This is a genomic window from Sediminibacterium sp. FW305-C-49, assembly GCF_058231085.1.
Window position 1 is genome coordinate 1,142,433 of record NZ_JBIQXS010000001.1, and the last position, 25,792, is coordinate 1,168,224.

Consider the following 25,792-nt stretch of genomic DNA (forward strand, 5'->3'; position numbering starts at 1 on the left):
CGGTTCATATTTACTAACCCATCTCAAAAAAACGTTTATGCTTCTGCGGCGGCTTTGGCTTCTGACAGTTTGGCTCTGATTTTTCCTTCGATCTCGGCCGACAGTTCGGGGTTATCGTGCAGCAGTTGTTTTACTGCATCACGGCCCTGACCCAGTTTATTGCTTTCGTAGCTGAACCAGGATCCGCTTTTCTGAACGATACCCAGTTCCACACCCATATCGATGATTTCACCCACTTTGCTGATACCACCTCCAAAGATGATATCGAATTCTGCAGCCCTGAATGGGGGAGCTACTTTATTTTTTACCACTTTTACTTTTACACGGTTACCCACCGCTTCGTCGCCATCTTTGATTTGTGACATACGACGAATATCCAGTCGGACAGATGCATAGAATTTCAGCGCATTACCTCCTGTTGTTGTTTCGGGGTTTCCGAACATTACGCCGATTTTTTCACGCAACTGGTTGATGAATATGCAAACCGTATTGGTTTTATTGATGGTAGCCGTTAATTTTCTCAATGCCTGGCTCATCAAACGAGCCTGCAGACCCATTTTGCTATCGCCCATTTCTCCTTCCAGTTCTCCCTTCGGCACCAATGCCGCAACCGAGTCAATCACCACCACATCCAGTGCACCAGATAAAATAAGACGGTCGGCTATTTCCAATGCCTGTTCACCATAATCGGGTTGTGATATCAGTAGATTATCTACATCTACGCCCAGTTTTTGTGCATAGGAGCTGTCGAATGCGTGTTCCGCATCTATAATAGCACACATGCCACCTTTCTTCTGCGCTTCAGCAATTACATGAATAGCAACCGTGGTTTTACCAGATGATTCAGGACCATAGATTTCGATGATTCTTCCTTTCGGTAAACCGCCTACGCCCAATGCCGTATCAAGACCAATAGAGCCGGTTGAAATTACTTCCATGGCATCCTGGCTTCTTTCATTCATCATCATCACACTGCCTTTTCCGAAATCCTTGTCGATCTTATCGATCGTCAGCTTGAGGGCCTTTAATTTTTCTGCGTTACTCATGGTATGCTGTTTTGAATTTTAATGGGACTGTAAAAATAGTTCCCGGAAATGAAATAAACTAATTTTTTTAGTATTTTTTTTACTAACGACTTTAGTTTGTCCTTATTGTGCTAAAGTAGGGGTTTGTTTTTTCCCGGGGTACCGTATTTATACCTGATTTGGGTGGGAGTTTTGCACATAGTTGGGGGAAGTCTGGAAGACCGAAAGTCGGAAAGTCCGAAAGTCCGTCTTCCATCAACAAAAACTCCGTGTGACTCTGTGCCGTACTCTGTGAAACTCCGTGGTTAACCACAGAGGTAAAGGAGTAAGGCACAGAGTTTCACGGAGGGCGATTTACTAAATCAACTCTCTTTCGGACTTTCCGACTTGCGGTCTTCCGGACTCCTGGACTCCGGCGCTAATAAGTATTCGTCATATCCTCATCCACACAAATAATAAAATCTGCCCGGCCGAGGTGTTCGGCGCTGAGTTTGTGGATGTCTTTTTGTGAGACGGTACTGATCGTTACAATTTTGAGCGCCGGGTTTTGTCTTTTGAGGTACCAGTTAAGCCCATCATAAAAATCAGAATGATAAGCGCCGTTATAATGAATGAGTAAAGATCCGGGCTGGTAATATTTCAACATAAAATGCGCCATCGTTGCGTCTTTGATGGCCTGTGCTTTGGGAAGATTTTCACCTCCGTGTCCGCCCATCATTTCAATCATTTTTTTATAGCCTGGTAATTCGGCATCATATGCAATGGGCAATGGTGCGATCCAGGCTTTCTCTTTTGCAGATAAAGTATCCAACACTGCAAATCCGCCGCGTGATACCATCGATGCATACCGGCGTGGTACATTGCTGGCAGCAAATGGTATTTTATTTTCTTTGGCGAAGTTTACCAGTGGTGCATAATCGGTCGGGTAGTTTTTCCAGAGTCTCGCCATCGAATCCAGTTGTTTTTGTTTGATGGTTCCGGCGAGATATAGATCAAGCGCTTCCTGGTTATCCTGTTCAAACATTTCTGCACCCAGTACCAGGTTACGTTTTTCTTTGAGGTCTTTGGTTACTTCTAACTGTAACCAGTGAGCGATGGCATTGTTATGAAACTCACCAAACAGCAGAATGTCTTTATCGGCAATTGTCTTCAGCATTTTTTCATAGCTGATTTTTTTTCCTTTTGCATTGTAAAGTACATACGGCTGTTTCTTTTGCGCAAGGACGGAGACTGTTGCAAATAATAAAAGGAACAGGATTGATTTTTTCATAACAGGCAATGTTAAGGAATTTTAGCTACAGGCTTCAAGCCGCAAGCTACAAGAATATTTCTCCCCCTTGTAGCTTGCGGCTTGAAGCTTGTCGCTTTATCTATTGTACTCACTCAACCAATGAAACTGTTTTTCTGCAAGACGAAACTGTTTATTGGTTCTTTTTAATCTTATAAACAGCGAGTCTCCTTTTACCGGACCTTTTAGTGTTATGGTTGTACTGTCGGGTATGCTGTATTGCAACGTAAACAGGCTATCCGACTTTGGACCAGCCCACCGGAATGTCATTTGTTGTTTGATGGTATCTACAAAGTATCCGAAATAAGCCCTTCCATATACACGTCTGAACATGGTATCGGCGCTCAGCATACTACCCGTTGTGCCGGGTTGAAAAATGAGCTGACTCCATCTGTGTGTAGAATCACCGATGATGGCGGGAATGGTATCATTGTTTACAACAAAATCCGCTACATCATACACACCGGAACGAATGGGTTTCTGATCGGAGGTGGATTGCATATCCTGGTAACGTTGATACGAATTATAAAAAGGAAGGATGATAATCAGTACAACAAACAGGCTTTTTAATACATAACGGGTTATGCGCTGCCATTTCTTTGTAAGCGTGAGTGCATACAAACTTCCTGCCGGTGCCTGCTGGTTTTGTAAAAAAAATGCAGTAAGGCGTTTGTGTTCCTGTACTACGAGAAACAATGACATCAGGGTTAAATGTGTGGAGAATAATTTTACCGGTATGTCGTATGCGAGGTTCATCACCATCACATTGGTAAATACTGCGAAAGCCATCAAAGCCCCGGCAGTGGCCGTTCTCCGATTGAATAACAGAAGTCCAACAATTACTTCGGCTACACCGGAAAATACCTGGTAGGGGGTGGAGTAACCAATAAATAACCAGGAAAAACGCATCGGCAAAAACTCTCCCAACGGTGTGGCCAGCTGGCTTAGCGATGGAAAATACATTTGCAGGGCAAACACTTTGATGATGCCATAACCAAATGCCGTCATGGCAACATTATATCGAACAATGGTTACCAGCAGGTAATTCCATTTGGGATAGGCGGGTTTATTTCTGTCGCTCACCGTCCAAACCATCGCCACAAACAAAGAGAACAGTGTAAAAAACCAGAGATGTGTCCATGCCCAGGAAGTGTCGCCGCTACCGTTGAGTGGAACCAGTTCTTTGTAGACTTTGAAGATATTCTTATTGGCAAACTCAACGATCAGGTTTTCGAGCCATTGCCAGGGTTGAATCAGATAACCGGCCCATTCCCATGGAAGGCTGCTAACCCATGTCCACGGGGCAATAGAGATCATGAAATAGACAAAGAAAAAACGAAAGAGGAATTTTTGGATGAAGCTCCATTGCGTGTTCGTGGTCATACAATGTTGGTTGTGGTTGGTCGTATGAATTTATTGAATTTTTAGATTCATATTATCCCGTTTTTATTTGTTTATCCTGCAGGGCGACCTCTTCCTTTGCTATTTCTTTTTCCCTTTGTTCCAGTAACAAGCTGTTGTATTGACTTATTTTCAAACCCCTCATTCAATAGTCCAACAAGTTGTTAGACTATTTCATTTTTGTAAACCCGATGTAATTTTTTTGCGTTAACTAAATTGCTTCGCGAAAATCTTTTTATATCAGGACGGGGTTCCTGCAATTCTTTAGCAACATGACGCCTTTCTTTATGGCCGTTTTATTTAAGAATCCTTTTTACGCATTCAAATGAAAACTATTGGAGGCCATTTAACCTCATCCTAAACTGGGTTATAGAGGAAATGCTAAAGTCTTTATGGATCATACTATGACAATTCGAACATAATAAAGCAAGATCCTCTAGCTTTGTTTCTTTTGATGATTCAAAATTGGAAAGTGGGATTAAATGGTGGCATTCAATAAAACCGTTGCCCAATTCGCCATACGTTTCTTTGAAGTCAAATCCACAGGCTTCGCATTTTAATGCTCCCGTTTCTTTCAACACTTTTTTCTTTTTTGCTGCAATAATTTTTCTTTCTCTTTCGCGCACTTTATGAAGCTTATATAATACCTGACCTTCTGTTACGGTATCGGTGGCCGTTTCTTCGTCATCTTCTATCTTTGAAACCTCTGCCGCTAATTCTGCGTTTTCTACCGTTTTTCTTATTTCTTGAGCAACGTATTTTAATCTGTCTAGATTTGTTTTAAATTCTTCAAAAACTTCTTTATCGAGCTTACTATACGCTTCCATTCCTTTCCCTGTATAATTTGGGTCTATTGCTTTAAAATTAGATAGTTTTAAGCTCACTCCATTGGGATTCCTAAATGTTTTTTTATCCGGTTTTAGTTGAAAGATCGGTAGCTTGTTTAATAATGTTGATAGTTCTACAATTTTGGGGTTTCTTGCATCAATCGGACCAAGATTTTTATCAAAATACAAATCGAGGGCTAAAATAATTTCGTCTCTATGCCATTTAGGATTTCTCATTTCTTGATAGCTATTTCACTAGTTACAAGATAGTACAGTTAGGCAATATAATTCGCCTGAGACGGAGTGTTTGTGGTGGCTTTTGTATCTTAATTAACCTATATACTTATTTTACTTCCTCTCCACCCACTCCAAAATATAATCCGCTACTTCTTCCCAGCCGTATTCCCCAACGGTATTATGGCTACGTCCCTCGAATATTTTTACATCGGCTTTGTCTTTATATGACCTTGCCAGTTTTTGTGTGAGCGTTGGAGGGAAGATATTGTCATTGGTTCCGCCAACAAAAAGCAAGGGCGCGTGGGGTTGGGTGAAATCTACTTTTGAGAATGATTGTAACAATGTATCTCTTGCTACTGTTCTGCTTTCCGGTACTGCGATTTCGTTGTATACTTTATCGCTCTCTGTGCGACTTAAATTATTTCCGAATGCATGATGAAACCAGTCTTTATTGGTGCGGAAGATTTTATCGCCCGCAAAAAAGTTCAGCACAGGAAACACTGTTTTAATGGTTTGCCAGGGCGCAAATACGTTCTTGGGTGGAGCTCCGTTAATACTTACTGCAGCGGCAGCTTTTCCCATTTCTACCAGCTTCATGGTGGTGAGTCCGCCCAGGGAGTGTCCGATAACGATGGGTTTTTCGGGCAGGGTATCAATAAAATCTGCCAGCTTTCTTACCAGCGTTTCAAAACGTTCTTTTCCCAGCGCAGGATTAATATTGTTTCTGAGGTCAGCGGGGTCTCCTTCGTGGTGTGGGTTGGCCGGAGCATATACGGTGTAACCTTTGCTTTCAAAATAGGCTTTCCACTGGTTCCAGCTTTTGTTGTTTACAAACAGTCCGTGTGTAAATAAGATGGTTTTTGAGTGTGTCATGATTTTGTGTTTTTGGTTTGTGTTTGATTTGATAACACAAAGCTCCAAACTGCTCATGACGATCTTCTTAACCCAGGTTAAAATCGATTCAACGCCCCGAAATTCTTTTTCTGATACGGCTTAGCGATGGGCCCTGTATGCCCAGGTAGGAGGAAATATGATAAAGCGGTACTTCATTAAAAATATCCGGGTGCTGGTTCAGCAAATCGAGGTATCGTTCTTCCGGAGTCTTGAATAAAAAGCCTTCTGTTTTTTCCATCGCAATGGTAAAAGCGGCTTGCGCCAGGAGTCGGCCAAACCTTTCCCAGGCATGGCTTTGCTGATAAAGTTCAAGCAGGTGATCAATACGTATGCGCAACATCGCCGCATCTGTCATAGCCTGTGTGTGATAATCGCAGGGTATCTGGTGCACAAAACTTTTGAATGTGGCTATAAATTGCTGTTGCGAATAAATAAAAACATTTTTTTCTTCTCCTGTTTTTCCATCAATAATATAAGAGCGGAAAATTCCGTCTGTTATAAATCCGAGCCATTTACAAACAGAGCGTTGCTCATTGTAGTATTCTCCTTTTGTATAGCTCTTTTCTTCCCAATATTCCAATGACAGATCAAACTCTTCTTCACCCAAAGCAGCAAACTGCTTTACGGCCATTCCCAGTTGTTCGATGGATGTCATACAATGATTTTTATTACTAAAAACTAGAAGCTAGTAGCTGGAAGCTCACAGCTTTTTTACCACCCAATACCATAATCCTCTCCATGATTGCTGCTGCCTCCCCAGAAACTGCCATGTTTCCAGTCGAACCAGATGGCGTTGATGGGGCCGCTGGTACGGTCTTCAAAACTTAGTGTGTAACCCATACTGCGCAGTTCTTTACGTACCCAATCAGGCGTATTACTATGGAGTAAAAGATTTCCCGCTTTCGGTGCCCGGTCTGCTGTTTTATTTCCTCCCAATGATAACCATAACTGGTTGGTATTGATGTTCGCGGCTTCACTTGCTTCCTGCACCGTCATACCAAATTCAACCATGTTCAAAAAAAACTGCAGCAGGTTCTGGTCCTGTGTGTCTCCTCCCTGAACGGCAAATGAGAGCCAGGGTTTTCCGTCTTTTAATGCCAGTGATGGTGTAAGCGTTACACGTGGTCTTTTTCCGGGTGCTACTACATTGAATGGATTGATGCTGGAGTCTAATACAAAACTCTGCATGCGCTGACTCATACCCACGCCCGTTTTACCAGCAATGCAGGCAGGTAACCAGCCACCACTGGGTGTAATAGACACGACCCATCCTTCTTTATCGGCCGCCTCTACCGATGTGGTGCCCATCCATAATGCATCCTTGTATTCGGCATCGCTAATAGATGCCATTTGTCGCTGATCGTGTGTTGGTGCAAAACCTCTTTTGCTGCTGGTATCTTTTACATCATAACCGCGACTCTTTAATAAGTTGATATAGGGATTTGTTTTTCCTTCAAAAGGATATGGGTCTCCCGGACCCGCATTGGCATCGTTTCTGTCCATACGAATCTGCGCCGCTCTTTGTTTTGCATAGGCTTTACTCAACAATCCTTTCATGGGTTCTTCCGGAGCAAAGTAAGAGTCGCCATAATAAAAATCACGATCCGCAAAACTCAGGTTCATGGCCTGGTAAACAGTGTGTATGTATTTGGCAGAATTATATCCCATGTTCTTGAGATCAAAATTCTCCAGTATGTTCAAGGCCTGTAATAAAACGGGACCCTGTGTCCACTGTTTCAGTTTGTACACATCAATGCCTTTGTAATTTGTTTGCATCGGCTCTTCTTCAATGGGTTTCCAGTTGGCAAGGTCTGCTTTGGTAATAAGACCACCCTGTTCCTGCGCACCTCTTACAAACTCATCAGCAATATCTCCTTTATAAAAACGATCGTATGCCGCGTAAATGGCTTCTTTTCTGTTCTTTCCGGCTTTCAATGCATTTTGTTCAGCCTCTACCATTTTGTTGAGTGTATTCAGTAAATCTTTCTGTACAAAAATTTCTCCTGCCTCCGGCGCTTCTCTTTTTTCTCCCTGGTGTGTTAAGAATACCTGTTTACTGTATGGCCATTGTTTAATCTGGTCCTTTCCTCTTTCTATACTATTGGCTGTTTGTGCTTCTATCGGATAACCCGCTGCCAGATCCATTGCCGGTGCCAATACTTCTTTCAAACTCATGGTTCCATATTCTGCCAGCATATAGCAGATGCCGCCGGGAGTACCCGGTGTTGTTGCAGCTAACGGACCATACTGCGGTGGAAAATTCATGCCCTTACTCTTAAAAAATTCCGGCGTTGCTCCGGTAGGCGCCACACCCATGGCATTGATGGCAATGACTTTTTTTGTTTTGGGATTATAAATGAGCGCCTGTGTTTCTCCTCCCCAACTCAACACATCCCACATGGTACAGGTTGCAGCCAGCATAGCGCAGGAAGCATCTACGGCATTGCCTCCTTTCTGAAATATCATTGAGCCTGCTGTGGCAGCCAATGGTTTACCTGTAATGGCCATCCAGTTCTTTCCATGTAATGGTGGCTTTTGTGTTTGTTGTGCGAATGTGAATGATGAAATAAACAGCGATGCAACGAGGAGTTTTTTCATTTCTATGGATTGTTGTGTAAATATAAGTCTGAAAGTCCGGAGTCTGGGAGACCGAAAGAAGATACTATTAATAACAAAACCTCCGTGTAACTCTGTGCCTTACTCCTTTACCTCTGTGTTTTTTACCACGGAGTTTCACAGAGTAAGGCACAGAGTTACACGGAGGTCTTAAATGAAAACAACCTTCTTTCGGAGACACTATTTTGTTCTCCAGTTTATCACGCCATTACAGCAAGCATAGAAAGCAGATGTTCTCCTGCTGGCTTGTTTCCTTGTACCCTAATTCCTGCTGCTTCTTTTGATATTCCTTTGGTGAATAAGCGCCAGGCAATTTCTCCATCAATACTTATCATATTTTCTCCTGGTTCTACATTTTCTACCTGCTTCCATTTATTTCCATTATGGTATAAATGCCAGATATCGCCAGCTTCTCCGGTAATTTCAAATGACAATACTTCGTCTTTCTTTCCAGGAAAATTTCTGTAGTGATATGGCAATGCCCGCATAGATGTTTCAAGATGCGGATGATACCATTCTCTTGTATACAATTCTTTTTCTTTTCCAACCGCCAGTCTGATCTGTTGCTGGTGATGCCATTTCTCTGTATACTCTCTCGCCCAGTGAAACCAGTTGGCCGATTGTTCTTCTCCTGCCCAGGCTACAGAAAATATTGCTGGTGCAAACGGATCTATGCTTTGCAGATAATCGGCAACTTCTTTGTTTGTTTTTCTTAATAATTCAATGACCAATTTCGGACTCATTCTTTTTGCCGCTTTAATCCAATCGGCATTAAGCTGGTTGAGATAAGCAAGTAAATCGTTGTAGCTATTTATGTTTTCAGGAGGTACACCAAAATAACCATCGCGTTGTATGGATAATGTTCTGATATTACCATCCAGTAAATGCAGTACTACATCTTCCACTTTCCATTTCGGTGCAATGGTTTGTTTTTTCCAGTCTTCAGGAGAAAGGGTTTCAAGTAATTCAATCAGCTTCTGATCAAGGGTAGGAATGCGATCGGTAATTAATATTGGTCCTGGAATATTCATTAATGGAAGATAATGAAACAGACGAACAGAGAAACAGAGGAATATCCAACTTCGAATGTCTAAATACTTGGAAGTTGGATATTCCTCTGTTCGTCTGTTTCCTAGCCTATCAACCCAGCAGCTTTACTGATTTCCAGCATTCTGTCCATGGGTTTTTTGGCGGCGAGACGGAGGGTTTCATCCATATGAATTTCGGGTTGTTCATACATCATACACAAATACAGTTTTTCCAGTGTATTCAGTTTCATGTGCGGACAATCATTACAGGCACAATTATTATTAGGTGGTGCGGGTATAAATGTTTTATTCGGGCTGGCCTGTTGCATCTGGTGAAGAATACCGGTTTCTGTTGCAACAATGTATTCTTTCGTACTATCTGTTTGTGAGTACTTTAATAACTGGGTAGTGCTGCCAATATAATCTGCCACCGCCAGTACTGCCTCTTCACACTCGGGATGTGCAATTACTTTAGCCTGTGGATGTCTTATTTTGAGTTTGGTAATTTTTTCGAGACTGAATATTTCATGCACCATACAGGCTCCGTTCCATAATACCATATCGCGGCCTGTTTTTTTAGCCAGGTAGGCACCCAGGTTTTTATCCGGTGCAAATATGATGGGTTGATCTTTTGGAACACTTTCAATAATCTTCTCTGCGTTACTGCTGGTACAGATAATGTCTGAGAGGGCTTTTATCTCTGCTGTGCAGTTGATATAGGAGATGACGATATGATCCGGGTGTTTTTCTCTGAAGGCCTTAAATGGACCCGCAGGGGCACTGTCGGCCAGCGAACAACCCGCTTTCAGATCGGGGAGTAATACTTTTTTGGTTGGATTAAGGATTTTGGCTGTTTCGGCCATGAAGTGTACGCCGGCAAATACGATAATGCTGGCATCGGTTTCGCGGGCTTTTTGGGCCAGCCCAAGACTATCTCCAATATAGTCTGCCACGTCCTGAATATCTGGTTCCTGGTAGTAGTGTGCGAGTATAACAGCATTTTTTTCTTTCTTAAGTCGCTCAATCTCGGCAAAAATATCCAGACGGGCATCTATTTCTATATCGAGGAATCCTTTTTCGTGTAATTTTCCTTTCGCTTCTGAAATGTTCATAATCACGGTAATAATATTTAATAATACTTATTTATATAAATCACTTATTACTATTAGGGCTGTGGATTTCGGGATAACTTACTTATCCCCAGAGAGCAAAGTTAACTTGTTGTGGTTTATCCACCCTAATTAACATGTTTTTCCACGGGTTAACATTCCGGTAATACAGGAAAAGTCTGATTAACCCACATAGGTTGATAAACCAATACACATATCCTGATTTTTGATATTCACGTTTATTTCACTGTGCGTTAACACGGGGCAAAATGGGAAAAATTGCTGATGTCGGATGTCAGATGTCGGATTTAGTGGTATTTGTTCGAGCAGTTTCCACATTTGAAACCTGAAAAAGCTCAGTTTTCCACCGAAAATGAAGGTTATAAACAAGGGGATGTGGATTTTTGGATCTCAGATGGCAGATGTCTGATTTGAAATATACATCAGACATCTGCCATCTGAGATCCAAAAATTAATTTTCAAATTTTCAAATTACCTCATTCCCCAATTCTGTATTCTCCTAACCATTGTCCTGTCTGCATTAAATTAGGTTTTCCACAATTTGTTCAAATGCTTTAATCCCCTATTTTTGCCTCCCGCCGATGTGGCGGCTTTATTTATTGTACCAATTAAACTGATTTATGTCTGTTATTCAAAGAATTCGTGACAAGGGTGCCTGGATCGTTTTTGCCATTATTGCATTGGCCCTGATTGCTTTTATCCTCCAGGATGGTGTGGGAAGAGGCGGAAGTGCTTTTTCCAATACTTCTGTTATTGGTAAAGTAAACGGAGAAAAAATTGAGCGACTTGATTTCGAATCAAAACTCGCCATGCAGGAACGTATGTATGGAGCACAGGGAGCACAACGCGATCAACTGATCGGTGCTTTATGGATGCAGGAAGTGGAAAGACTGGTGTTGACCCAGGAATATGCTAAACTTGGTTTACAGGTTTCCCCTAAAGAACTGAGCGATATTTTATTCGGACCCAACTCTCCTTTACGTCAGGAATTCACAGATCCTAATACCGGTGAATTTAAAGTGGCCGAAGCCAGACAGGCTTTCAACCAGTTAAAGAAAAGCACCAATAAAGAACAGGTAGAGATGGTGAACAAAGCCTATATAGAACCTACTGTTGAACAAACCTTGAGAAGTAAATACCTGGCTCTTTTACAACAGGCTTCTTATGTACCAAAATGGCTGGTAGAAAAACAGCAGGCAGATAATAATGCCATCGCTAACATCTCTTATGTATATATGCCTTATGCTGCTATTTCTGACAGCGCCGTGAAAGTAACTGATGCGGATATTGCTGCTTATGTAAAGAAGCATAGTAAAGAATACCAGAAAGAAGAAGAATCACGTTCTATCAATTATGTCTATTTCAATGCTTCTCCAAGCGGAGCTGATACGTTGAATACACTGAACCAGTTGATGAGTCTGAGAGAAGAATTTGCTACCACTTCTGATGTAAGTGCTTTCTTAACCAAAGCGGGTACGGAATTACCTTACTACGACAGCTATTTCAGCAAATCTAAAATGCAGCAGCCCAATAAAGATTCTATTACCAGAACACCGGTTGGTGCTTTATATGGTCCTTACCAGGATGGGGGTAATTTTACCATTGCAAAAATGGTGGGAATTAAGAACTGGCCAGATAGCGCAAGAGTACGTCATATCCTAGTTTCTACTTTTAACCCGCAAACCAACCAGGTAATCAGACCCGATACACTGGCTAAAAAATTGATCGATAGTATCGAAACAGCAATCAAGGGCGGTGCAGACTTTGTTGCATTGTGTGCTAAATATTCTGACGACGGAACCAAGAACACCGGTGGTGTATATGATTATTTTGAACAGGGAAAAATGGTTGGCACTTTCAATGATTTTTCTTTCGATAAACCAGTAGGATCAAAAGGTGTAGTGAAAACCGAATTTGGTTACCATTATATAGAAGTACTGGGTCAGAAAAATTTCAACCCTGCCTATAAAATTGCTTATTTATCAAAACCAATTTTATCAAGTGGTGAAACCATTAGTGCTGCCAGCACGGCTGCTGCACAGTTTGCTTCGGCGTCAAAAGGCAAAAAAGAATTTGATGCTGCCGCATTGAAATCTAATCTGACAGTGCTTACCGCCGCTGATATTAAACAGAATGATTTTAACGTGAATGGTATTGGACAGAGTCGCACACTTGTTCGTTGGGTGTATGAAAATAAAACAGGTGATGTATCGGAACCCATTGAAGTTGGAGACCGCTATGTGGTAGCCATTGTATCTGGTATTAATCCTGCCGGAACCATGTCACCTGCTGAAGCAAGACCATTGGTGGAGGGATTTGTACGCAATGAGAAAAAAGCAAAACAAATACTTGAGGGTAAATTCAAGGGTAATTCACTGGAAGCGATTTCTGCTGCTATTGGTTCTCCGGTGCTGCGCGCTGACAGTCTGAGTTTCTCTACGCCATTCCTCCCGAATGTGGGAAGCGAGCCTAAAATTGTAGGTGCTGCTTTCAATAAATCACTGCAGGGTAAAACAAGTGCACCGATTGCCGGTTTAACAGGTGTATTTGCTGTTAAAGTGGAAAGCAACAGCGCTCGTGCCGGAATGATGGATACAGAAACCATCAGACAAACACTGATGCAGGGCAACCGCGTTGCTGTTTTCCGTGGCGTGCAGGCTTTGAGAAGTGCAGCGGTTATTAAAGACAACCGATTCAAGTTTTATTAATCGTAACTGAAAACATATGTAAAGCCCCGGCAAGTGAGCCGGGGCTTTTTATTTCTCTACTTGTTGCCCCGGAATTAATTCCGGGGCAACAAGTAGAGAAGAGATGGGGTACAAGGTTTTCGTAAAGCGAAAACCGATATTGGCAGGATATCCTAATTTTATACTCAAATTGAGTGTATGGCAGATGTGATTGTTAATAAAGTGGCAGAAAGCGGACTGATCAGTTTCGACCTGGAAAAATATTATCCCGCATCACCCAGAAAAGTATTTGACCTTAAAGATCATTTGTTCATGGGTTTGATTTTAAAAGAAAAAGATTTCCGGGCCGCTCTTTTACAGATTGACTGGAACGACTATAAGGGTGCTGATGTGGCGATAACCTGTTCGGCGGATGCCATTATCCCCATGTGGGCCTATATGCTGGTAGCCAGTTATCTTGAACCAGTAGCGCATACCGTAATTGTTGGCACAGAGCAGGAACTGATTAATCAGGAATTACTAAAAAATATTGATGCGATTGATGCCAGCGAATTTGCAGATCAACGAATTGTAGTGAAAGGCTGTGGTGATATTGCCATTCCCGAAGCGGCTTATGTTGCCATCACCAAAAAGCTCCGCCCGGTTGCTAAAAGTATTATGTATGGAGAGCCTTGCAGTACGGTTCCAATTTTCAAGAAAAAATAAAAGTGAGTGTATAAATAAAAGAGCCGCTGAAATTTTCAGCGGCTCTTTTATTTCAATAAGCTATTTCTTTAAGAGCTTTTCATTAAAGAGTTTTAGTATTCTCTTGTATTCATCGGTCCAGCTACTGGGTTCTACAAAACCATGATCTTCCATCGGATACACGGCAAGCTCCCAATTGTCTTTTCCTATTTCAATCAGCTTTTGTGATAAACGTACCACATCCTGGAAATGAACATTCACATCGACCATACCATGACATATCAGCAAGTTGTTCTTCAGGCCATTCGCAAAATTGATAGGAGAAGATTTTGCATAGGCAATGCTGTCGTTGAATGGTTCGTTCAGGATATTCGATGTATAACCATGGTTGTAATGGGCCCAGTCTGTTACAGGTCTTAATGCAGCACCCGCTTTGAATACATCTGGTGTGGTGAACAGTCCCATCAGCGTAATAAAGCCACCATAACTTCCTCCATAGATTCCGATTTTCCCCGCATCGATGCCATATTTCTCTGTCAGCATTTTTGCTGCGTCTACATGGTCATCCAGGTCTTTTCCACCCATATGACGGTAGATACCGGTTCTCCAGTCGCGGCCATAACCGCTGCTCGCGCGGTAGTCAATATCAATAACAGTATAACCCTGATCTGCCAATAAATTATGGAACATGTATTCACGGAAATAAGAACTCCACCAATAGTGTACATTCTGCAGGTAACCGGCACCATGTACAAATATTACGGCTGCTTTATTCTTTTTCGCTTTCGCAGGCTCATATAATCTTGCATAGATCTGCTGGCCATCTCTGGCAGGAATGGTAATCATCTGCGGATCTCTCCAGGCGTATGATTTGAATTCATCGGAAACCGCTTTATTGGTTATTTGTGTTGACTGTTTGCCCGCGCTGTTTTCCTGTACAAATAACTCCCATGGTTTATTGCTGTAAGAATATCGGTAAGCAATCCATTTTTCATCGGGCGACATGCTTACTTCATAACCACCGGTTTTATCTGTAATTTTTTCTTTGCTGCTGCCATCTTTATTAATGCGGTACCAGTTTAATTTACCGGGATGTTCTTCATTGGTAAGCAGGTAGAAATATTGGTTATTATTGCTGAGCGACACAGACTGAACTTCGTATTTTCCGGAAGTCAGTGCTTTTTTCGTGTTACTCTTTACATCGTATACATATAAGTGTGAGTAGCCCGTGGCTTCACTTTGATAATAAAATTGTGCATCATCCATCCAGCCCAGCGTTGCGCCAAAGCCACTAACACCGGGTCCACCAATCCAGGCTTCATCGCGCTGGCGGTCGAGCAATTTCAGTTTTCCTGTTTCTGCATCGAGCTGCATAATCCAGCGGTCTTTATTATCCTGTGAGCGGATATCAACAATTGCAACAGACCCCGAATTGTTCCAGTATGGACCATTGATCATTACCCCACGAACAGGTGGACGGCGGTTACCAAATTGTTTGGGATAGTCTTTCACATAATCGGGCTGATCCATAATACCCGGAATAGAAGCTGAGTCGGCCACAACGGAAAGTAGTTTGTCCTTTGTTTTATCAAAAACAAAAAACTCATAACGACCCAGCGGAGCGCCCACTTTTGTACGCGCCGGAATATCGGTAGTAAAACCGGTTTCTGTAACATAATCGGGAACGATGGTGCTTTTACCAGAAGCAGGAGCGGTGTACAAACGATAGGTTACAAATCGTCCATCGGGACTGATCAATAAGTTCTGTAATTGTTTTTCACCAATGCCGATTAATTTGAGTGTATCGGTATCGCGATTGGCGCGGAGAAAATCAGCACGGGCATCTCTTCTTTCTTTTCTTTCTTTTAATACTTCAAAGATGTCCAGTTGCTGCTGACGCAACCAGGGTTCCTGAGTTTGGGTAAGCGTACCAGAACTTGCCGGTGTTGGTCTTGACTGACCAGCCCCACCGCCGCCAAAACCAGCACGACCTGCACCAGCCAATCCCGCAGATGGCACAACAGTTTCTGTTCCTCTTACAATATTTGTTAACTGAAGTGTTATGCCTGATTGGGTATTCCAGCCATACAAATTCTGGTTGCGGTTATAAACAACCCATTCATCATTCAGAATAAAACGGGGTGCAAACTCCTGTTCCTGGGTTTGGGTAATACGTGTTGTTTTTTTGGAAGCAATATCGACTATATACAAATCACCGCGTAAGGCGTACAGCATTTTTGTACGCTTGTCATTATATACCGCGTTGTTGGTGGCTTGTGCCAACTGAACTTCCTGTAAAGATGCTTTTACCGGAGCAGCAGCACCAAGTGTAAACACATACGTAGAGTCCGACATTTTTTTATCGGGGTTCCAACTGAAATAGATTTTTTTACTGTCGGCACTCCAGAAAGCATTGGAGGGAGAAGAGCCAATCCATTTCGGATCGCGCATGATTTTCTCAACAGTCAATTGAGCAGAAGCAGAGATGCCGGCCAGTAGCAAGCCGACGAGCAGCAGTTTATTTTTCATTCGTCTGGTTTATCGGATAAATCTATTGTATGAGAAGCGGATGAGAAAATGAATTTTATAGAAGGGTGAACTGGGATGGGTATGATTGGAGGAGAATAATCAAAGTCTATCCGGCCTATCCAAGTTTGTAGTAGTTGTTTCTCTCCATCTCTTCTCTCACTTTATCCGGCACCAAATAGCGGATCGATTTTCCTTCGCGGATATTGTTTCGGATAAGTGTGGCAGAAATGTCAAGCATTGGTGCATCGAGTATTTCTACTGAAGCATTCCATGTTTCAGTAATATCAAAGCCCGGACGTTTATATATAACAAAGGAGTATTCGCGAATCAGCAAATCGGCGTTCTTCCATTTAGGCAGGTTCTGAAAACCGTCGCTGCCCATGATAATGCTGAAACGGTGTTGCGGATATTTTTCACGCAGATAAGTAAGTGTATCGATGGTATAAGAGGGTCTTGGTAATTTGAATTCAACATCTGAAGCCCGGATACGTGTTTCATCATCGATGGCGAGGTTTACCAGGTGAAGCCGGTCATATTCATTGAGCAAGCCTGTAGCATTTTTAAAAGGATTTTGTGGGGAGACCACCAGCCATACCTGCTGAATATCGGTTTGGTTCACTACATGTGAGGCAATGATAAGGTGTCCGGTATGGACGGGATTAAAAGAGCCAAAATAGAGTCCGATATTCATCTAATTAATTGAATGTCAATTTGTTATGACTATTTCGCATCCTCCACAAATATACTTCTGGCTTCACTTAACCTGAGACTGAGGTGATAACCGGCTACTGAGATGGAGATGGGATCTCCCATAGGGGCCACTTGTTCTACCTGTACCAGTTCGCCGGGAACACAACCCATTTCCATGAGTTTGATAAAGATCTCGTCTTTTTCAAAAGAACTGATCACCGCTCTCTGTCCTGCTTCTAAATCTGACAATCGTTTCATCGCCTGGTTATAAATATTTTATAAAGGTAGGACGCTGTGATGCCTTTTTGTTACGAATTTTGGAGTATTAGAAGACAGGATTATGAACAGGATTATATTTCGTTACGCAGACCGGCAGTTGAGCCTACCACAGAAAACAGCTGTCCGTGCATTTGTTGAAACCCTGTTCCGGAAAGAGAAGAAAAAGATCGCCGGGATTAATTATGTTTTCTGCTCTGATGAATATCTCCTGAACATTAACCGTAGCTTTTTGCAGCACGATTATTATACCGATATTATCACATTTGGCTTATCGGAGCCCGGTGAGCCGATAGAGGCTGAAATCTATATCAGCACAGACCGCGTAAAGGATAATGCCCAACAGGTGGGTGTGTCCTTCCGTGATGAAATGTTGAGGGTCATCTTTCACGGCGCTTTGCATTTGTGTGGGTACAAGGATAAGAAAAGAGCGGATGTGCTCCTTATGAGAAAGAAAGAAGACGATTATCTCCGGGCATTCAGTTCTAAAAAGATATAGGAGCTGCTCGAAGCAAACAGAAGAACAGAGGAATATTGAATAGCCAATGTCGAAGTGCTTTTATTTTGGATGCTTCTCCGGTCTTCGGCAATAAGCAATGCTAAATAGTTTACACCCGTCGGTTTCACTCCTCTGCGTAAACCTTGTTTCTTCTCGTTCTCTTCGGAAAAAGACTACACGGGTTGGTTTTGCTGAGCGTATTGAAATTGAAGCAAATATTATTAATGGCTATAAAAACCAATCCCTTACGATTCCCGCGAATGTTCCACAAAACACAGTTTCGGGATGAAACATTAAAATGAGATTTGTTCCACGAATCCCAGTTTCATCCTGAAACATTACTTAGTTTTGAGGTATGGCAAGAAAAAGATGGACACCGCAGGAAGAAGTTACCGACTCTTTGCTTCGTTTCCGCGAAAAGAGAAAGTGGCAACTAGCGTATCGTCGATATGTAATAGAGGGCGCACCAAGCGAAGTATATGCCCCTTATTTTGGATTAGACGCCCAATCTCTTAGAAAATGGTTTGAAATACAATTCTCCGACGACCTTAACTGGGAAAACTTCGGAACCAGTTGGCAGTTTGATCATATTGTTCCGGCCACTTATTTCGACTATTCTATTGAAGAGGACCTAAAACTATGCTGGAGCTTTATAAATATCCGGGCCGAGAGAATAGAACAAAACAAGAATAGGGGAAACCGGGTTGACATTATTTCTGTACGTCCTTATTTTCAGGACCTATACAACAAGACCTCTTTCTCCCTCTGCCTCAAGATGTTAGAGAAAATAGCAACACTGGAAATATCCAACATTGAAAGCAATGCCTCAATTGAGCATTTTATAATAGAGAACAAAGACTGGCTGGAACAAATTGCCGATCTCTCGCCAGAAGAGTTTGGCCGGTATAATGCTGGAATGAAATTATCCGAAATCCTTCTTGAACGCGAAATCCTCAAAAAGTTCAGCTAATGCCTATGGCCTGAACTATCTTTGCAAACTATGTTTCCGCAATATGATGTAATTGTAGTGGGTGCCGGTCATGCTGGCTGTGAAGCGGCCGCCTCGGCTGCCAACCTGGGCAGTAAGGTATTATTGGTTACCATGAATATGCAAACCATCGCCCAGATGAGCTGTAACCCGGCCATGGGTGGTATTGCCAAAGGACAAATCGTTCGCGAAATAGATGCCCTCGGTGGTTATAGTGGTATCGTGTCTGACCTTAGCACCATACAGTTCCGTATGCTGAACAGGAGTAAGGGTCCGGCTATGTGGAGCCCGCGTACCCAGAACGACCGTATGCTCTTTGCTTCCAAGTGGAGGGAAATGTTGGAGAACACGCCCAATGTAGATTTCTACCAGGATATGGTCCGCTCCATCCTCATCAAAGACGGAAGAGCTTGTGGTGTGGTTACCGGTTTGGGACATGAGATACGATCCAAAACCGTGGTGGTTACCAGCGGCACTTTTTTAAATGGCATCATTCATATTGGCGAAAAACAATTTGGTGGCGGACGTGTGGCCGAGAAAGCCGCAACAGGTATCACCGAACAACTGGTTGAACAGGGTTTTGAAAGCGACCGCCTGAAAACAGGAACACCACCGCGTGTAGATGGACGTAGTCTTGATTACAGCAAGATGGAAGAGCAGAAGGGAGATGATGAAATTGTGGGCTTCTCTTATACTGATACACCAAGAATTAAAGCGGCCGACCAGCGCAGTTGTTATATCACTTATACCAACGAAAAAGTACACGATATTTTAAAAACCGGCTTCGACCGTAGCCCGATGTTTCAGGGAAGAATTGAAGGAACGGGCCCCAGATACTGTCCGAGTATTGAAGACAAAATCAACCGTTTTGCCGACCGTGAACGTCACCAGTTATTTGTGGAGCCCGAAGGATGGAATACGGTTGAAATTTATGTAAACGGATTCTCTACCTCATTACCGGAAGAGGTTCAATACGAAGCAATTCGTACTGTGCCGGGTTTTGAGAACTGCAGGATATTCAGACCGGGTTATGCCATCGAGTACGATTATTTTCCACCAACACAATTGCAATATTCACTCGAGACAAAACTGGTGGGTAATTTATTCTTTGCCGGACAAATCAACGGAACCACGGGTTACGAAGAAGCAGCCTGTCAGGGTTTGATGGCGGGTATCAATGCACACCAGCGTGCAAGAGAATTAGACCCTGTGATTTTACAAAGAAGTGAAGCATATATAGGTGTGTTGATTGATGACCTCATCAGCAAAGGAACCGATGAACCCTACAGGATGTTTACCAGCAGGGCAGAGTTCAGAACCTTGCTCAGACAGGACAATGCCGATCTGCGTTTAACAGAACTGAGTTATCGCCTGGGTCTGGCATCGCAGGACAGAATGGATAAAGTCATCAGCAAACGAAACAATGTTACGGCCGTTAAAAAAATATTGCAGGAACTGAATGTGGAGCCGGATCAGATCAATCCATACTTTGAAAAAATCGGATCGGCGCTGATTACCGAAAAACAAAAAGCATCAAAAATTATTCTTCGTCCCAATGTTGATCTTGGTTCGCTGGCACAATATATTCCTGCATTGAAAGAAGCGCTGTCATCTTTTGACCAGGACAGTCTCGAGCAGTCTGAAATACAAATCAAGTACGAACGCTATATTGAGAAAGAACAGGAGATTGCTACCCGTATGAGCCAGATGGAGAACACACAAATTCCTGATACATTTGATTATGATCGTGTGGCTGCCTTGTCGAACGAAGCGCTGCAGAAATTCAAACGTATTCGTCCGCGTACCCTCGGACAGGCCAGCAGAATCAGCGGAGTCAATCCGAGTGATGTGCAGATTTTGATGGTGTATATGGGGAGATGATTTCTGTGGGTGTTGATGAGCGACCAACCGGCTCTGATAAACATACTAGCGTATGAAAAGATACATCTTGCTTTTAACGCTGATTATATCATACACAATACTTGCAAAAGATCTAGACACAAGTTCTGTAAAAACAGAGCCAGGATATAGGCGGGATCTTTTATATCCTGAGATATTAACAGACACCAATCAGAAATACAGAAACGAACTGACCAATTTTACATTCGATCATTTCGACAGCACGACCTATTTTGACCAACTAAAAAGTCTTCGCCCTTTATCATACAAGAAAACAATTCCTTCAAGTTTTCCAAGGAAATGGATTGCATTATATCAACGGAAAGGGAAATTTTTTCTGTACAGGCCCTGTGATTGGGGGTATCATTTTCGTTTTGAAATAACCGATAGCACCACGATTAATTATACCATGGAAGGACCTGAGCCAAGCAGACTCGAAAAAATTTATTTTCCTTCAACAACAGATGCCATTATTGAAGGAACCAATTATTGGGAAGGCAGGCGCGTTGAAATAAAACAGCTTGACACAACGAAAGGAATATCGGTGATAAGTTTTGGTCCAACGAAATTCAGAAAAGGAGTGAGCTGCGTTTTAATGGTTGATGCAAGGAAGGCCCATTTATTTCCCGTCATTGTAAATGATTGTCCAACAAGCAAAGCCCTGGAGATGGATTTTGATAAAATTGATTTTGAACTGCTGCTTAAACAACGTGCGCCCGGAAAATAATCATAAAGAAAAGCCGCAGATTCGCAGATTATCTGTTTTTATAATCTGCGAATCTGTGGCTTATTATTTTCATCATTATAACAGCACTAAAACAAGACGTATCTTTAATAGCATACAATCAAAATGCTATGAGAATTCTCTTTTCTTTATTCATACTTTTTACACTCTTCTCCTGCCAGCAAAAGCAAACCACCTTTACAGCATATTTTGCAAATAAAGATTCCGGCGTACAGGTAGCCGGCATCAAAATGATTCCCATCACAACACCCGTTGGCACATTCAAAGTGTGGACCAAAACCATCGGCAACAACCCCCGCATCAAAGTATTGTTATTGCATGGCGGTCCGGCCATGACACATGAATACATGGAAGCATTTGAAAGTTTCTTTCCCAAAGAAGGTTTTGAAATGATTGAATACGACCAGCTCGGATCTTATTACAGCGATCAGCCAACAGACAGTTCTTTATGGACCACCGAAAGATTTGTAGAAGAAGTAGAACAGGTTCGTATTGCCCTGGGTTTGAACAAAGACAATTTTTATCTCCTGGGCAATTCATGGGGAGGCATACTCGGAATGGAATATGCGCTGAAATACCAGCAAAACCTGAAAGGCCTCATCATCTGTAATATGATGGCCAGTATTCCCGATTATGAAAAATACAACGGCCAGCTGCGTGCACAAATGCGTCCGGGATTGGTCGATACGCTTCAGTCATATGAATCAAAGGGCTTGTTTAAAGATCCGGTATATCAGCAACTGGTATTCGATGAATATTATACCAAACACCTCTGCCGTTTACCGGAATGGCCCGATCCGGTCAACCGCTGTTTTAAACACATTAACGAAACCGTTTATGTAATGATGCAGGGGCCCAGCGAGTTTAAAGTGGGTGGGCGCTTATTAACCTGGGACAGAAAAGCAGATCTTCCCAAAATCACCGTACCGACCTTAACGGTTGGCGCCAAATACGATACCATGGATCCGGCACATATGGAATGGATGAGCAAACAGGTGAAAAACGGGAAATACCTCTATTGTCCCAACGGAAGCCATTTGTCGATGTGGGACGATCAAAAAGTCTTTATGGAAGGGGTTATTAAATTCATCAAAGAAACCGATCAATCGAAATAAATCTTCCTATCCCAGCTCCGGACTTAAGTCCGGAGCTAAGATGGGAAAATACCTGCCCACCGATTTCATTTATCCATTCATCCTTAAAACAATAAATCCGTTTTTGCGGGCTCGCTTATTTCTGTAGCTTTAAAGTCTTCCTAAAACCAATCTAAACACTACCATGAGAAGACTAAAGCTCCTGTTTTCGGGGCTCCTGTTTGCATCTCTGCTACAGGCCCAGGAAACATTTCAGGTGAATGGTGTTGGCGACAAGCGCGACGGATGTTACGCGTTTACCAATGCCACCATTGTAAAAGATGCACAAACCACATTAACCAATGCCACACTCGTTATCCGTGATGGAAAAATTGTATCGGTAGGAAATGGCGTTGCCATTCCCAAAGATGCGGTTGTTGTTGACTGTAAGGATAAATATATCTATCCTTCTTTCATCGATATCTTCAGCGATTATGGTATGCCACAGGCTCAGCGCCAGCAGGCTGGCGGCGGCTTCAATTTTAATGCGCCAGCACAGCTAACTTCCAATCAGAAAGGAGCGTATGGCTGGAACCAGGCTTTAAAATCCGATGTTCAGGCCTACAAAATATTTACCGCCGATGAAGCGCGTGCCAAACCACTTCGTGACATGGGTTTTGGTACCGTACTTTCTCACCAGAAAGATGGAATTGCCCGCGGAACAGGAACAGTAGTAACGCTCGCCAACGAGGCTGATAATTTTTTAATTGTGAAAGACAAGGCTTCGGCACACCTTTCATTCAATAAAGGAACATCTGGTCAGTCATACCCCGGCTCATTAATGGGAACCATCGCATTATTGCGTCAGACTTATCTCGATGCAAAATGGTACAAAGAAAATCCGGCTGCGGCGGGTTTAAAAGGCGATGGTGTAAACATCAGTCTGAAATATTTCAACGACCAGCAAACGCTGCCACAGATTTTTGATCCGGCCGACAGGGCAGGCAATGATTTCTGGAACATCATCCGCGCCGACCGTGTGGGTGATGAATTTGGTGTTCAATATATCCTGAAAGCAACAGGTAAAGAATACCAGCGCATCAAAGAAGTGGCGGCCACCAAAGCGCCACTGATTGTTGGATTGAATTTCCCTGCTGCGATGGATGTGGAAGATCCAAATGATGCTCGCCTGGTTTCTCTTGCCGATATGAAAAACTGGGAGCTGGCACCCACCAACCCAGCTGCCATTGAAAAAGCAGGAATATCATTTGCACTTACTTCTGCTGATTTGCGTGATGCGCGCACATTCATGACCAATCTGAGAAAAGCCATGGAAAATGGCTTATCAGAAAAAGCGGCCATGGAAGCGCTTACCAAAACACCCGCTACCTGGTTGGGTATTTATGATAAAGTAGGTAGTCTCGATAATGGCAAACTGGCCAACTTTGTTATAACCAACGGACCTGTATTTGCTGAAAGAACCACACTGCTGCAAAACTGGGTGCAGGGTATAAAACATGCCGTGAACGAAAGTGCATGGACCAGCGTAACTGGTTTGTATACATTAACCACCAATGGACCCAAAGGAACCAATACCTATTCTGTTGATGTGAAAAGCAGCACGTCTGCAACTGTCATTGCAAAAGATACGGTTACCGCTACTTTCAGCTATGATGGAAAAGCGGTGAAGTTCAGCTTTGCGCCTGAAAGACGTTCACGCAACATCATCCGTTTCAGCGGATTTAACAATGGTGGCGACTGGAACGGTATGGCAGAAGATGCAGAAGGCAACAGGATGACCTGGACTGCCAAACTGAATTCAACCAAACCGGATACAGCTTCGGCACGTAACAGACCAACACCTCCAAACAGGATTGGAAAAACAACCTATCCGTTTACAGCATATGGCACAGATTCTACTCTGCCACAGCAGGGAACTTACCTGATTAAAAACGCTACCGTTTGGACCAGCGAAAAAGATGGTAAACTCGAAGGAACAGATGTATTGGTAAAAGGCGGAAAAATTGCACGTGTAGGTAAAAACCTGAGCGACGCTGCCGCAACCGTAATTGATGGTACAGGGAAACACCTTACTGCTGGTATCATAGATGAGCACTCTCATATTGCGTCTGCCTCTACGAATGAAGGTGCGCAGAGTGTTACTTCTGAAGTTCGTATGCAGGATAACCTTGACCCGGATGATATCAATATCTATCGCCAGTTAAGTGGTGGTGTAACAACATCACATATTCTGCATGGTTCTGCCAATACCATTGGTGGTCAGACGCAGCTCATCAAATTACGCTGGGGTGTGAATGATGAAGAACTGAAATTCAAAAACTGGGATCCCTTTATCAAATTCGCATTGGGCGAAAACGTAAAACGTACTTCTTCAACCAGCAATAACCGTTTCCCCGATACACGTATGGGTGTGGAGCAGGTGCTGACTGATGCCTTCAACAGAGCGGTGGCTTATGAGAAAGCGATGAAAGCCGATCCAAAAGGTACACGTCGCGACCTGGAGCTTGATGCTCTTGTAGAAATCATGAACAAACAGCGTTTTATCACCTGTCACTCTTATGTACAAAGTGAGATAACAGCCACCATGCGTGTCGCTGAGAAATTCGGATTCCGTATCAACACATTCACCCATATTCTCGAAGGATATAAAGTAGCCGATAAGATGAAAGCGCACGGTGCAGCCGCATCTACTTTCTCTGATTGGTGGGCTTATAAAGTAGAGGTAACAGATGCTATTCCTTACAATGCATACATCATGCACAAAGTAGGACTGAACGTAGCGATTAATTCTGATGATGCAGAAATGGCGCGCCGTCTGAACCAGGAAGCAGCAAAGAGTGTAAAATATGGTGGCATGAGCGAAGAAGAAGCGTTGAAAATGGTAACCATCAACCCTGCAAAAATGTTGCATGTTGATGACAGAGTGGGAAGTATCAAAGCGGGTAAAGACGCTGATCTTGTTTTATGGAGTGATCATCCCTTGAGTATTTATGCGAAAGCAGAAAAAACAATGGTAGATGGTACCATCTATTTCGATCGTGAAAAAGATGCGGCCATGCGTAAAACAGTGTTGGCAGAACGAACAAGACTCATCGGTAAAATGGTGGGTGAAAAACGCGGAGGCCGTCCAACCATGCCGGCAACACCGAGTTACAAATATGTACATACTTGTTTAGACCATTCTCATAAACTGGGTATGCTGGAAATTGAGGCGGAAGAAGAAACCCATGGCGATAACCAATAAAACACTGCAAC

20 protein-coding genes are annotated in these 25,792 nt (G+C 42.8%); 8 read left to right on the plus strand and 12 right to left on the minus strand.

Features of this window, described 5'->3' with window-relative positions:
* Positions 1-35 precede the first annotated feature (35 nt).
* The 9 genes from recA to nadA form a co-directional block, all read right to left on the minus strand.
* On the minus strand, positions 36-1,046 hold the full coding sequence (recA, locus tag ACH3Z1_RS04825; RefSeq protein WP_490820728.1) for a recombinase RecA: 1,011 nt from the start codon (positions 1,044-1,046) through the stop codon (positions 36-38).
* Positions 1,047-1,443: 397 nt separating this feature from the next.
* On the minus strand, positions 1,444-2,295 hold the full coding sequence (locus tag ACH3Z1_RS04830; RefSeq protein WP_490820729.1) for a ChaN family lipoprotein: 852 nt from the start codon (positions 2,293-2,295) through the stop codon (positions 1,444-1,446).
* Positions 2,296-2,391: 96 nt separating this feature from the next.
* Positions 2,392-3,696, minus strand: a complete 1,305-nt coding sequence (locus tag ACH3Z1_RS04835; RefSeq protein ID WP_490820730.1) for a hypothetical protein — start codon at positions 3,694-3,696, stop codon at positions 2,392-2,394.
* Between the two features lie 350 nt (positions 3,697-4,046).
* Positions 4,047-4,778 (minus strand): HNH endonuclease, encoded by a 732-nt coding sequence (locus tag ACH3Z1_RS04840; protein WP_490820731.1) that lies wholly within the window; start codon positions 4,776-4,778, stop codon positions 4,047-4,049.
* A 111-nt stretch (positions 4,779-4,889) separates the two neighbouring features.
* On the minus strand, positions 4,890-5,651 hold the full coding sequence (locus ACH3Z1_RS04845; protein WP_490820732.1) for an alpha/beta hydrolase: 762 nt from the start codon (positions 5,649-5,651) through the stop codon (positions 4,890-4,892).
* 88 nt (positions 5,652-5,739) lie between these two features.
* Complete coding sequence (locus ACH3Z1_RS04850; protein ID WP_490820733.1) at positions 5,740-6,327, minus strand: Crp/Fnr family transcriptional regulator; 588 nt, start codon at positions 6,325-6,327, stop codon at positions 5,740-5,742.
* A 56-nt stretch (positions 6,328-6,383) separates the two neighbouring features.
* Positions 6,384-8,270 carry a gamma-glutamyltransferase family protein gene (locus ACH3Z1_RS04855; RefSeq protein WP_490820734.1) on the minus strand — a complete coding sequence of 629 codons (1,887 nt, stop codon included), beginning with the start codon at positions 8,268-8,270 and terminating at the stop codon, positions 6,384-6,386.
* A 218-nt stretch (positions 8,271-8,488) separates the two neighbouring features.
* The gene (locus tag ACH3Z1_RS04860; protein ID WP_490820735.1) at positions 8,489-9,319 is read right to left on the minus strand and encodes a maleylpyruvate isomerase N-terminal domain-containing protein; all 831 of its coding nucleotides are present in this window, start codon (positions 9,317-9,319) and stop codon (positions 8,489-8,491) included.
* A gap of 101 nt (positions 9,320-9,420) precedes the next feature.
* Positions 9,421-10,428: a quinolinate synthase NadA gene (gene nadA / locus ACH3Z1_RS04865; protein WP_490820736.1), complete on the minus strand. Its 1,008-nt coding sequence runs from the start codon at positions 10,426-10,428 to the stop codon at positions 9,421-9,423.
* A gap of 638 nt (positions 10,429-11,066) precedes the next feature.
* Between nadA and ACH3Z1_RS04870 the strand changes: the two genes are divergently transcribed.
* Complete coding sequence (locus tag ACH3Z1_RS04870) at positions 11,067-13,154, plus strand: peptidylprolyl isomerase (protein ID WP_490820737.1); 2,088 nt, start codon at positions 11,067-11,069, stop codon at positions 13,152-13,154.
* 177 nt (positions 13,155-13,331) lie between these two features.
* Positions 13,332-13,838 carry a DUF2480 family protein gene (locus tag ACH3Z1_RS04875; protein ID WP_490820738.1) on the plus strand — a complete coding sequence of 169 codons (507 nt, stop codon included), beginning with the start codon at positions 13,332-13,334 and terminating at the stop codon, positions 13,836-13,838.
* Between the two features lie 60 nt (positions 13,839-13,898).
* Here ACH3Z1_RS04875 and ACH3Z1_RS04880 read toward each other — a convergent pair whose 3' ends face one another.
* The 3 genes from ACH3Z1_RS04880 to ACH3Z1_RS04890 all read right to left on the minus strand — a co-directional run bounded on the left by ACH3Z1_RS04880 (position 13,899) and on the right by ACH3Z1_RS04890 (position 17,294).
* The gene (locus ACH3Z1_RS04880; protein WP_490820739.1) at positions 13,899-16,346 is read right to left on the minus strand and encodes a S9 family peptidase; all 2,448 of its coding nucleotides are present in this window, start codon (positions 16,344-16,346) and stop codon (positions 13,899-13,901) included.
* A gap of 115 nt (positions 16,347-16,461) precedes the next feature.
* Positions 16,462-17,037: a nicotinate (nicotinamide) nucleotide adenylyltransferase gene (gene nadD, locus ACH3Z1_RS04885; protein WP_490820740.1), complete on the minus strand. Its 576-nt coding sequence runs from the start codon at positions 17,035-17,037 to the stop codon at positions 16,462-16,464.
* Between the two features lie 29 nt (positions 17,038-17,066).
* On the minus strand, positions 17,067-17,294 hold the full coding sequence (locus ACH3Z1_RS04890) for a FeoA family protein (RefSeq protein ID WP_490820741.1): 228 nt from the start codon (positions 17,292-17,294) through the stop codon (positions 17,067-17,069).
* A gap of 82 nt (positions 17,295-17,376) precedes the next feature.
* Between ACH3Z1_RS04890 and ybeY the strand changes: the two genes are divergently transcribed.
* The 6 genes from ybeY (at position 17,377) to ACH3Z1_RS04920 (ending at position 25,781) form a co-directional block, all read left to right on the plus strand.
* Positions 17,377-17,811 carry an rRNA maturation RNase YbeY gene (ybeY, locus tag ACH3Z1_RS04895; RefSeq protein ID WP_490820742.1) on the plus strand — a complete coding sequence of 145 codons (435 nt, stop codon included), beginning with the start codon at positions 17,377-17,379 and terminating at the stop codon, positions 17,809-17,811.
* Positions 17,812-18,166: 355 nt separating this feature from the next.
* Complete coding sequence (locus tag ACH3Z1_RS04900; protein WP_490820743.1) at positions 18,167-18,781, plus strand: hypothetical protein; 615 nt, start codon at positions 18,167-18,169, stop codon at positions 18,779-18,781.
* A gap of 30 nt (positions 18,782-18,811) precedes the next feature.
* Positions 18,812-20,680, plus strand: coding sequence for a tRNA uridine-5-carboxymethylaminomethyl(34) synthesis enzyme MnmG (gene mnmG, locus ACH3Z1_RS04905; RefSeq protein WP_490820744.1), 1,869 nt, complete (start codon positions 18,812-18,814; stop codon positions 20,678-20,680).
* Between the two features lie 52 nt (positions 20,681-20,732).
* Positions 20,733-21,425: a hypothetical protein gene (locus tag ACH3Z1_RS04910; RefSeq protein ID WP_490820745.1), complete on the plus strand. Its 693-nt coding sequence runs from the start codon at positions 20,733-20,735 to the stop codon at positions 21,423-21,425.
* A gap of 128 nt (positions 21,426-21,553) precedes the next feature.
* A complete protein-coding gene (locus tag ACH3Z1_RS04915; protein WP_490820746.1) occupies positions 21,554-22,558 on the plus strand; it encodes a proline iminopeptidase-family hydrolase in 1,005 nt (334 codons plus the stop codon).
* 163 nt (positions 22,559-22,721) lie between these two features.
* Positions 22,722-25,781: an amidohydrolase family protein gene (locus ACH3Z1_RS04920; protein WP_490820747.1), complete on the plus strand. Its 3,060-nt coding sequence runs from the start codon at positions 22,722-22,724 to the stop codon at positions 25,779-25,781.
* Positions 25,782-25,792 lie beyond the last annotated feature (11 nt).

What these genes read in the sequence shown, in the direction of transcription:
- recA (WP_490820728.1), bottom strand. Translation starts at nt 1,046, where the DNA reads ATGAGTAACGCAGAAAAATTAAAGGCCCTCAAGCTGACGATCGATAAG.
- ACH3Z1_RS04830 (WP_490820729.1), bottom strand. Translation starts at nt 2,295, where the DNA reads ATGAAAAAATCAATCCTGTTCCTTTTATTATTTGCAACAGTCTCCGTC.
- ACH3Z1_RS04835 (WP_490820730.1), bottom strand. Translation starts at nt 3,696, where the DNA reads ATGACCACGAACACGCAATGGAGCTTCATCCAAAAATTCCTCTTTCGT.
- ACH3Z1_RS04840 (WP_490820731.1), bottom strand. Translation starts at nt 4,778, where the DNA reads ATGAGAAATCCTAAATGGCATAGAGACGAAATTATTTTAGCCCTCGAT.
- ACH3Z1_RS04845 (WP_490820732.1), bottom strand. Translation starts at nt 5,651, where the DNA reads ATGACACACTCAAAAACCATCTTATTTACACACGGACTGTTTGTAAAC.
- ACH3Z1_RS04850 (WP_490820733.1), bottom strand. Translation starts at nt 6,327, where the DNA reads ATGACATCCATCGAACAACTGGGAATGGCCGTAAAGCAGTTTGCTGCT.
- ACH3Z1_RS04855 (WP_490820734.1), bottom strand. Translation starts at nt 8,270, where the DNA reads ATGAAAAAACTCCTCGTTGCATCGCTGTTTATTTCATCATTCACATTC.
- ACH3Z1_RS04860 (WP_490820735.1), bottom strand. Translation starts at nt 9,319, where the DNA reads ATGAATATTCCAGGACCAATATTAATTACCGATCGCATTCCTACCCTT.
- nadA (WP_490820736.1), bottom strand. Translation starts at nt 10,428, where the DNA reads ATGAACATTTCAGAAGCGAAAGGAAAATTACACGAAAAAGGATTCCTC.
- ACH3Z1_RS04870 (WP_490820737.1), top strand. Translation starts at nt 11,067, where the DNA reads ATGTCTGTTATTCAAAGAATTCGTGACAAGGGTGCCTGGATCGTTTTT.
- ACH3Z1_RS04875 (WP_490820738.1), top strand. Translation starts at nt 13,332, where the DNA reads ATGGCAGATGTGATTGTTAATAAAGTGGCAGAAAGCGGACTGATCAGT.
- ACH3Z1_RS04880 (WP_490820739.1), bottom strand. Translation starts at nt 16,346, where the DNA reads ATGAAAAATAAACTGCTGCTCGTCGGCTTGCTACTGGCCGGCATCTCT.
- nadD (WP_490820740.1), bottom strand. Translation starts at nt 17,037, where the DNA reads ATGAATATCGGACTCTATTTTGGCTCTTTTAATCCCGTCCATACCGGA.
- ACH3Z1_RS04890 (WP_490820741.1), bottom strand. Translation starts at nt 17,294, where the DNA reads ATGAAACGATTGTCAGATTTAGAAGCAGGACAGAGAGCGGTGATCAGT.
- ybeY (WP_490820742.1), top strand. Translation starts at nt 17,377, where the DNA reads ATGAACAGGATTATATTTCGTTACGCAGACCGGCAGTTGAGCCTACCA.
- ACH3Z1_RS04900 (WP_490820743.1), top strand. Translation starts at nt 18,167, where the DNA reads ATGGCAAGAAAAAGATGGACACCGCAGGAAGAAGTTACCGACTCTTTG.
- mnmG (WP_490820744.1), top strand. Translation starts at nt 18,812, where the DNA reads ATGTTTCCGCAATATGATGTAATTGTAGTGGGTGCCGGTCATGCTGGC.
- ACH3Z1_RS04910 (WP_490820745.1), top strand. Translation starts at nt 20,733, where the DNA reads ATGAAAAGATACATCTTGCTTTTAACGCTGATTATATCATACACAATA.
- ACH3Z1_RS04915 (WP_490820746.1), top strand. Translation starts at nt 21,554, where the DNA reads ATGAGAATTCTCTTTTCTTTATTCATACTTTTTACACTCTTCTCCTGC.
- ACH3Z1_RS04920 (WP_490820747.1), top strand. Translation starts at nt 22,722, where the DNA reads ATGAGAAGACTAAAGCTCCTGTTTTCGGGGCTCCTGTTTGCATCTCTG.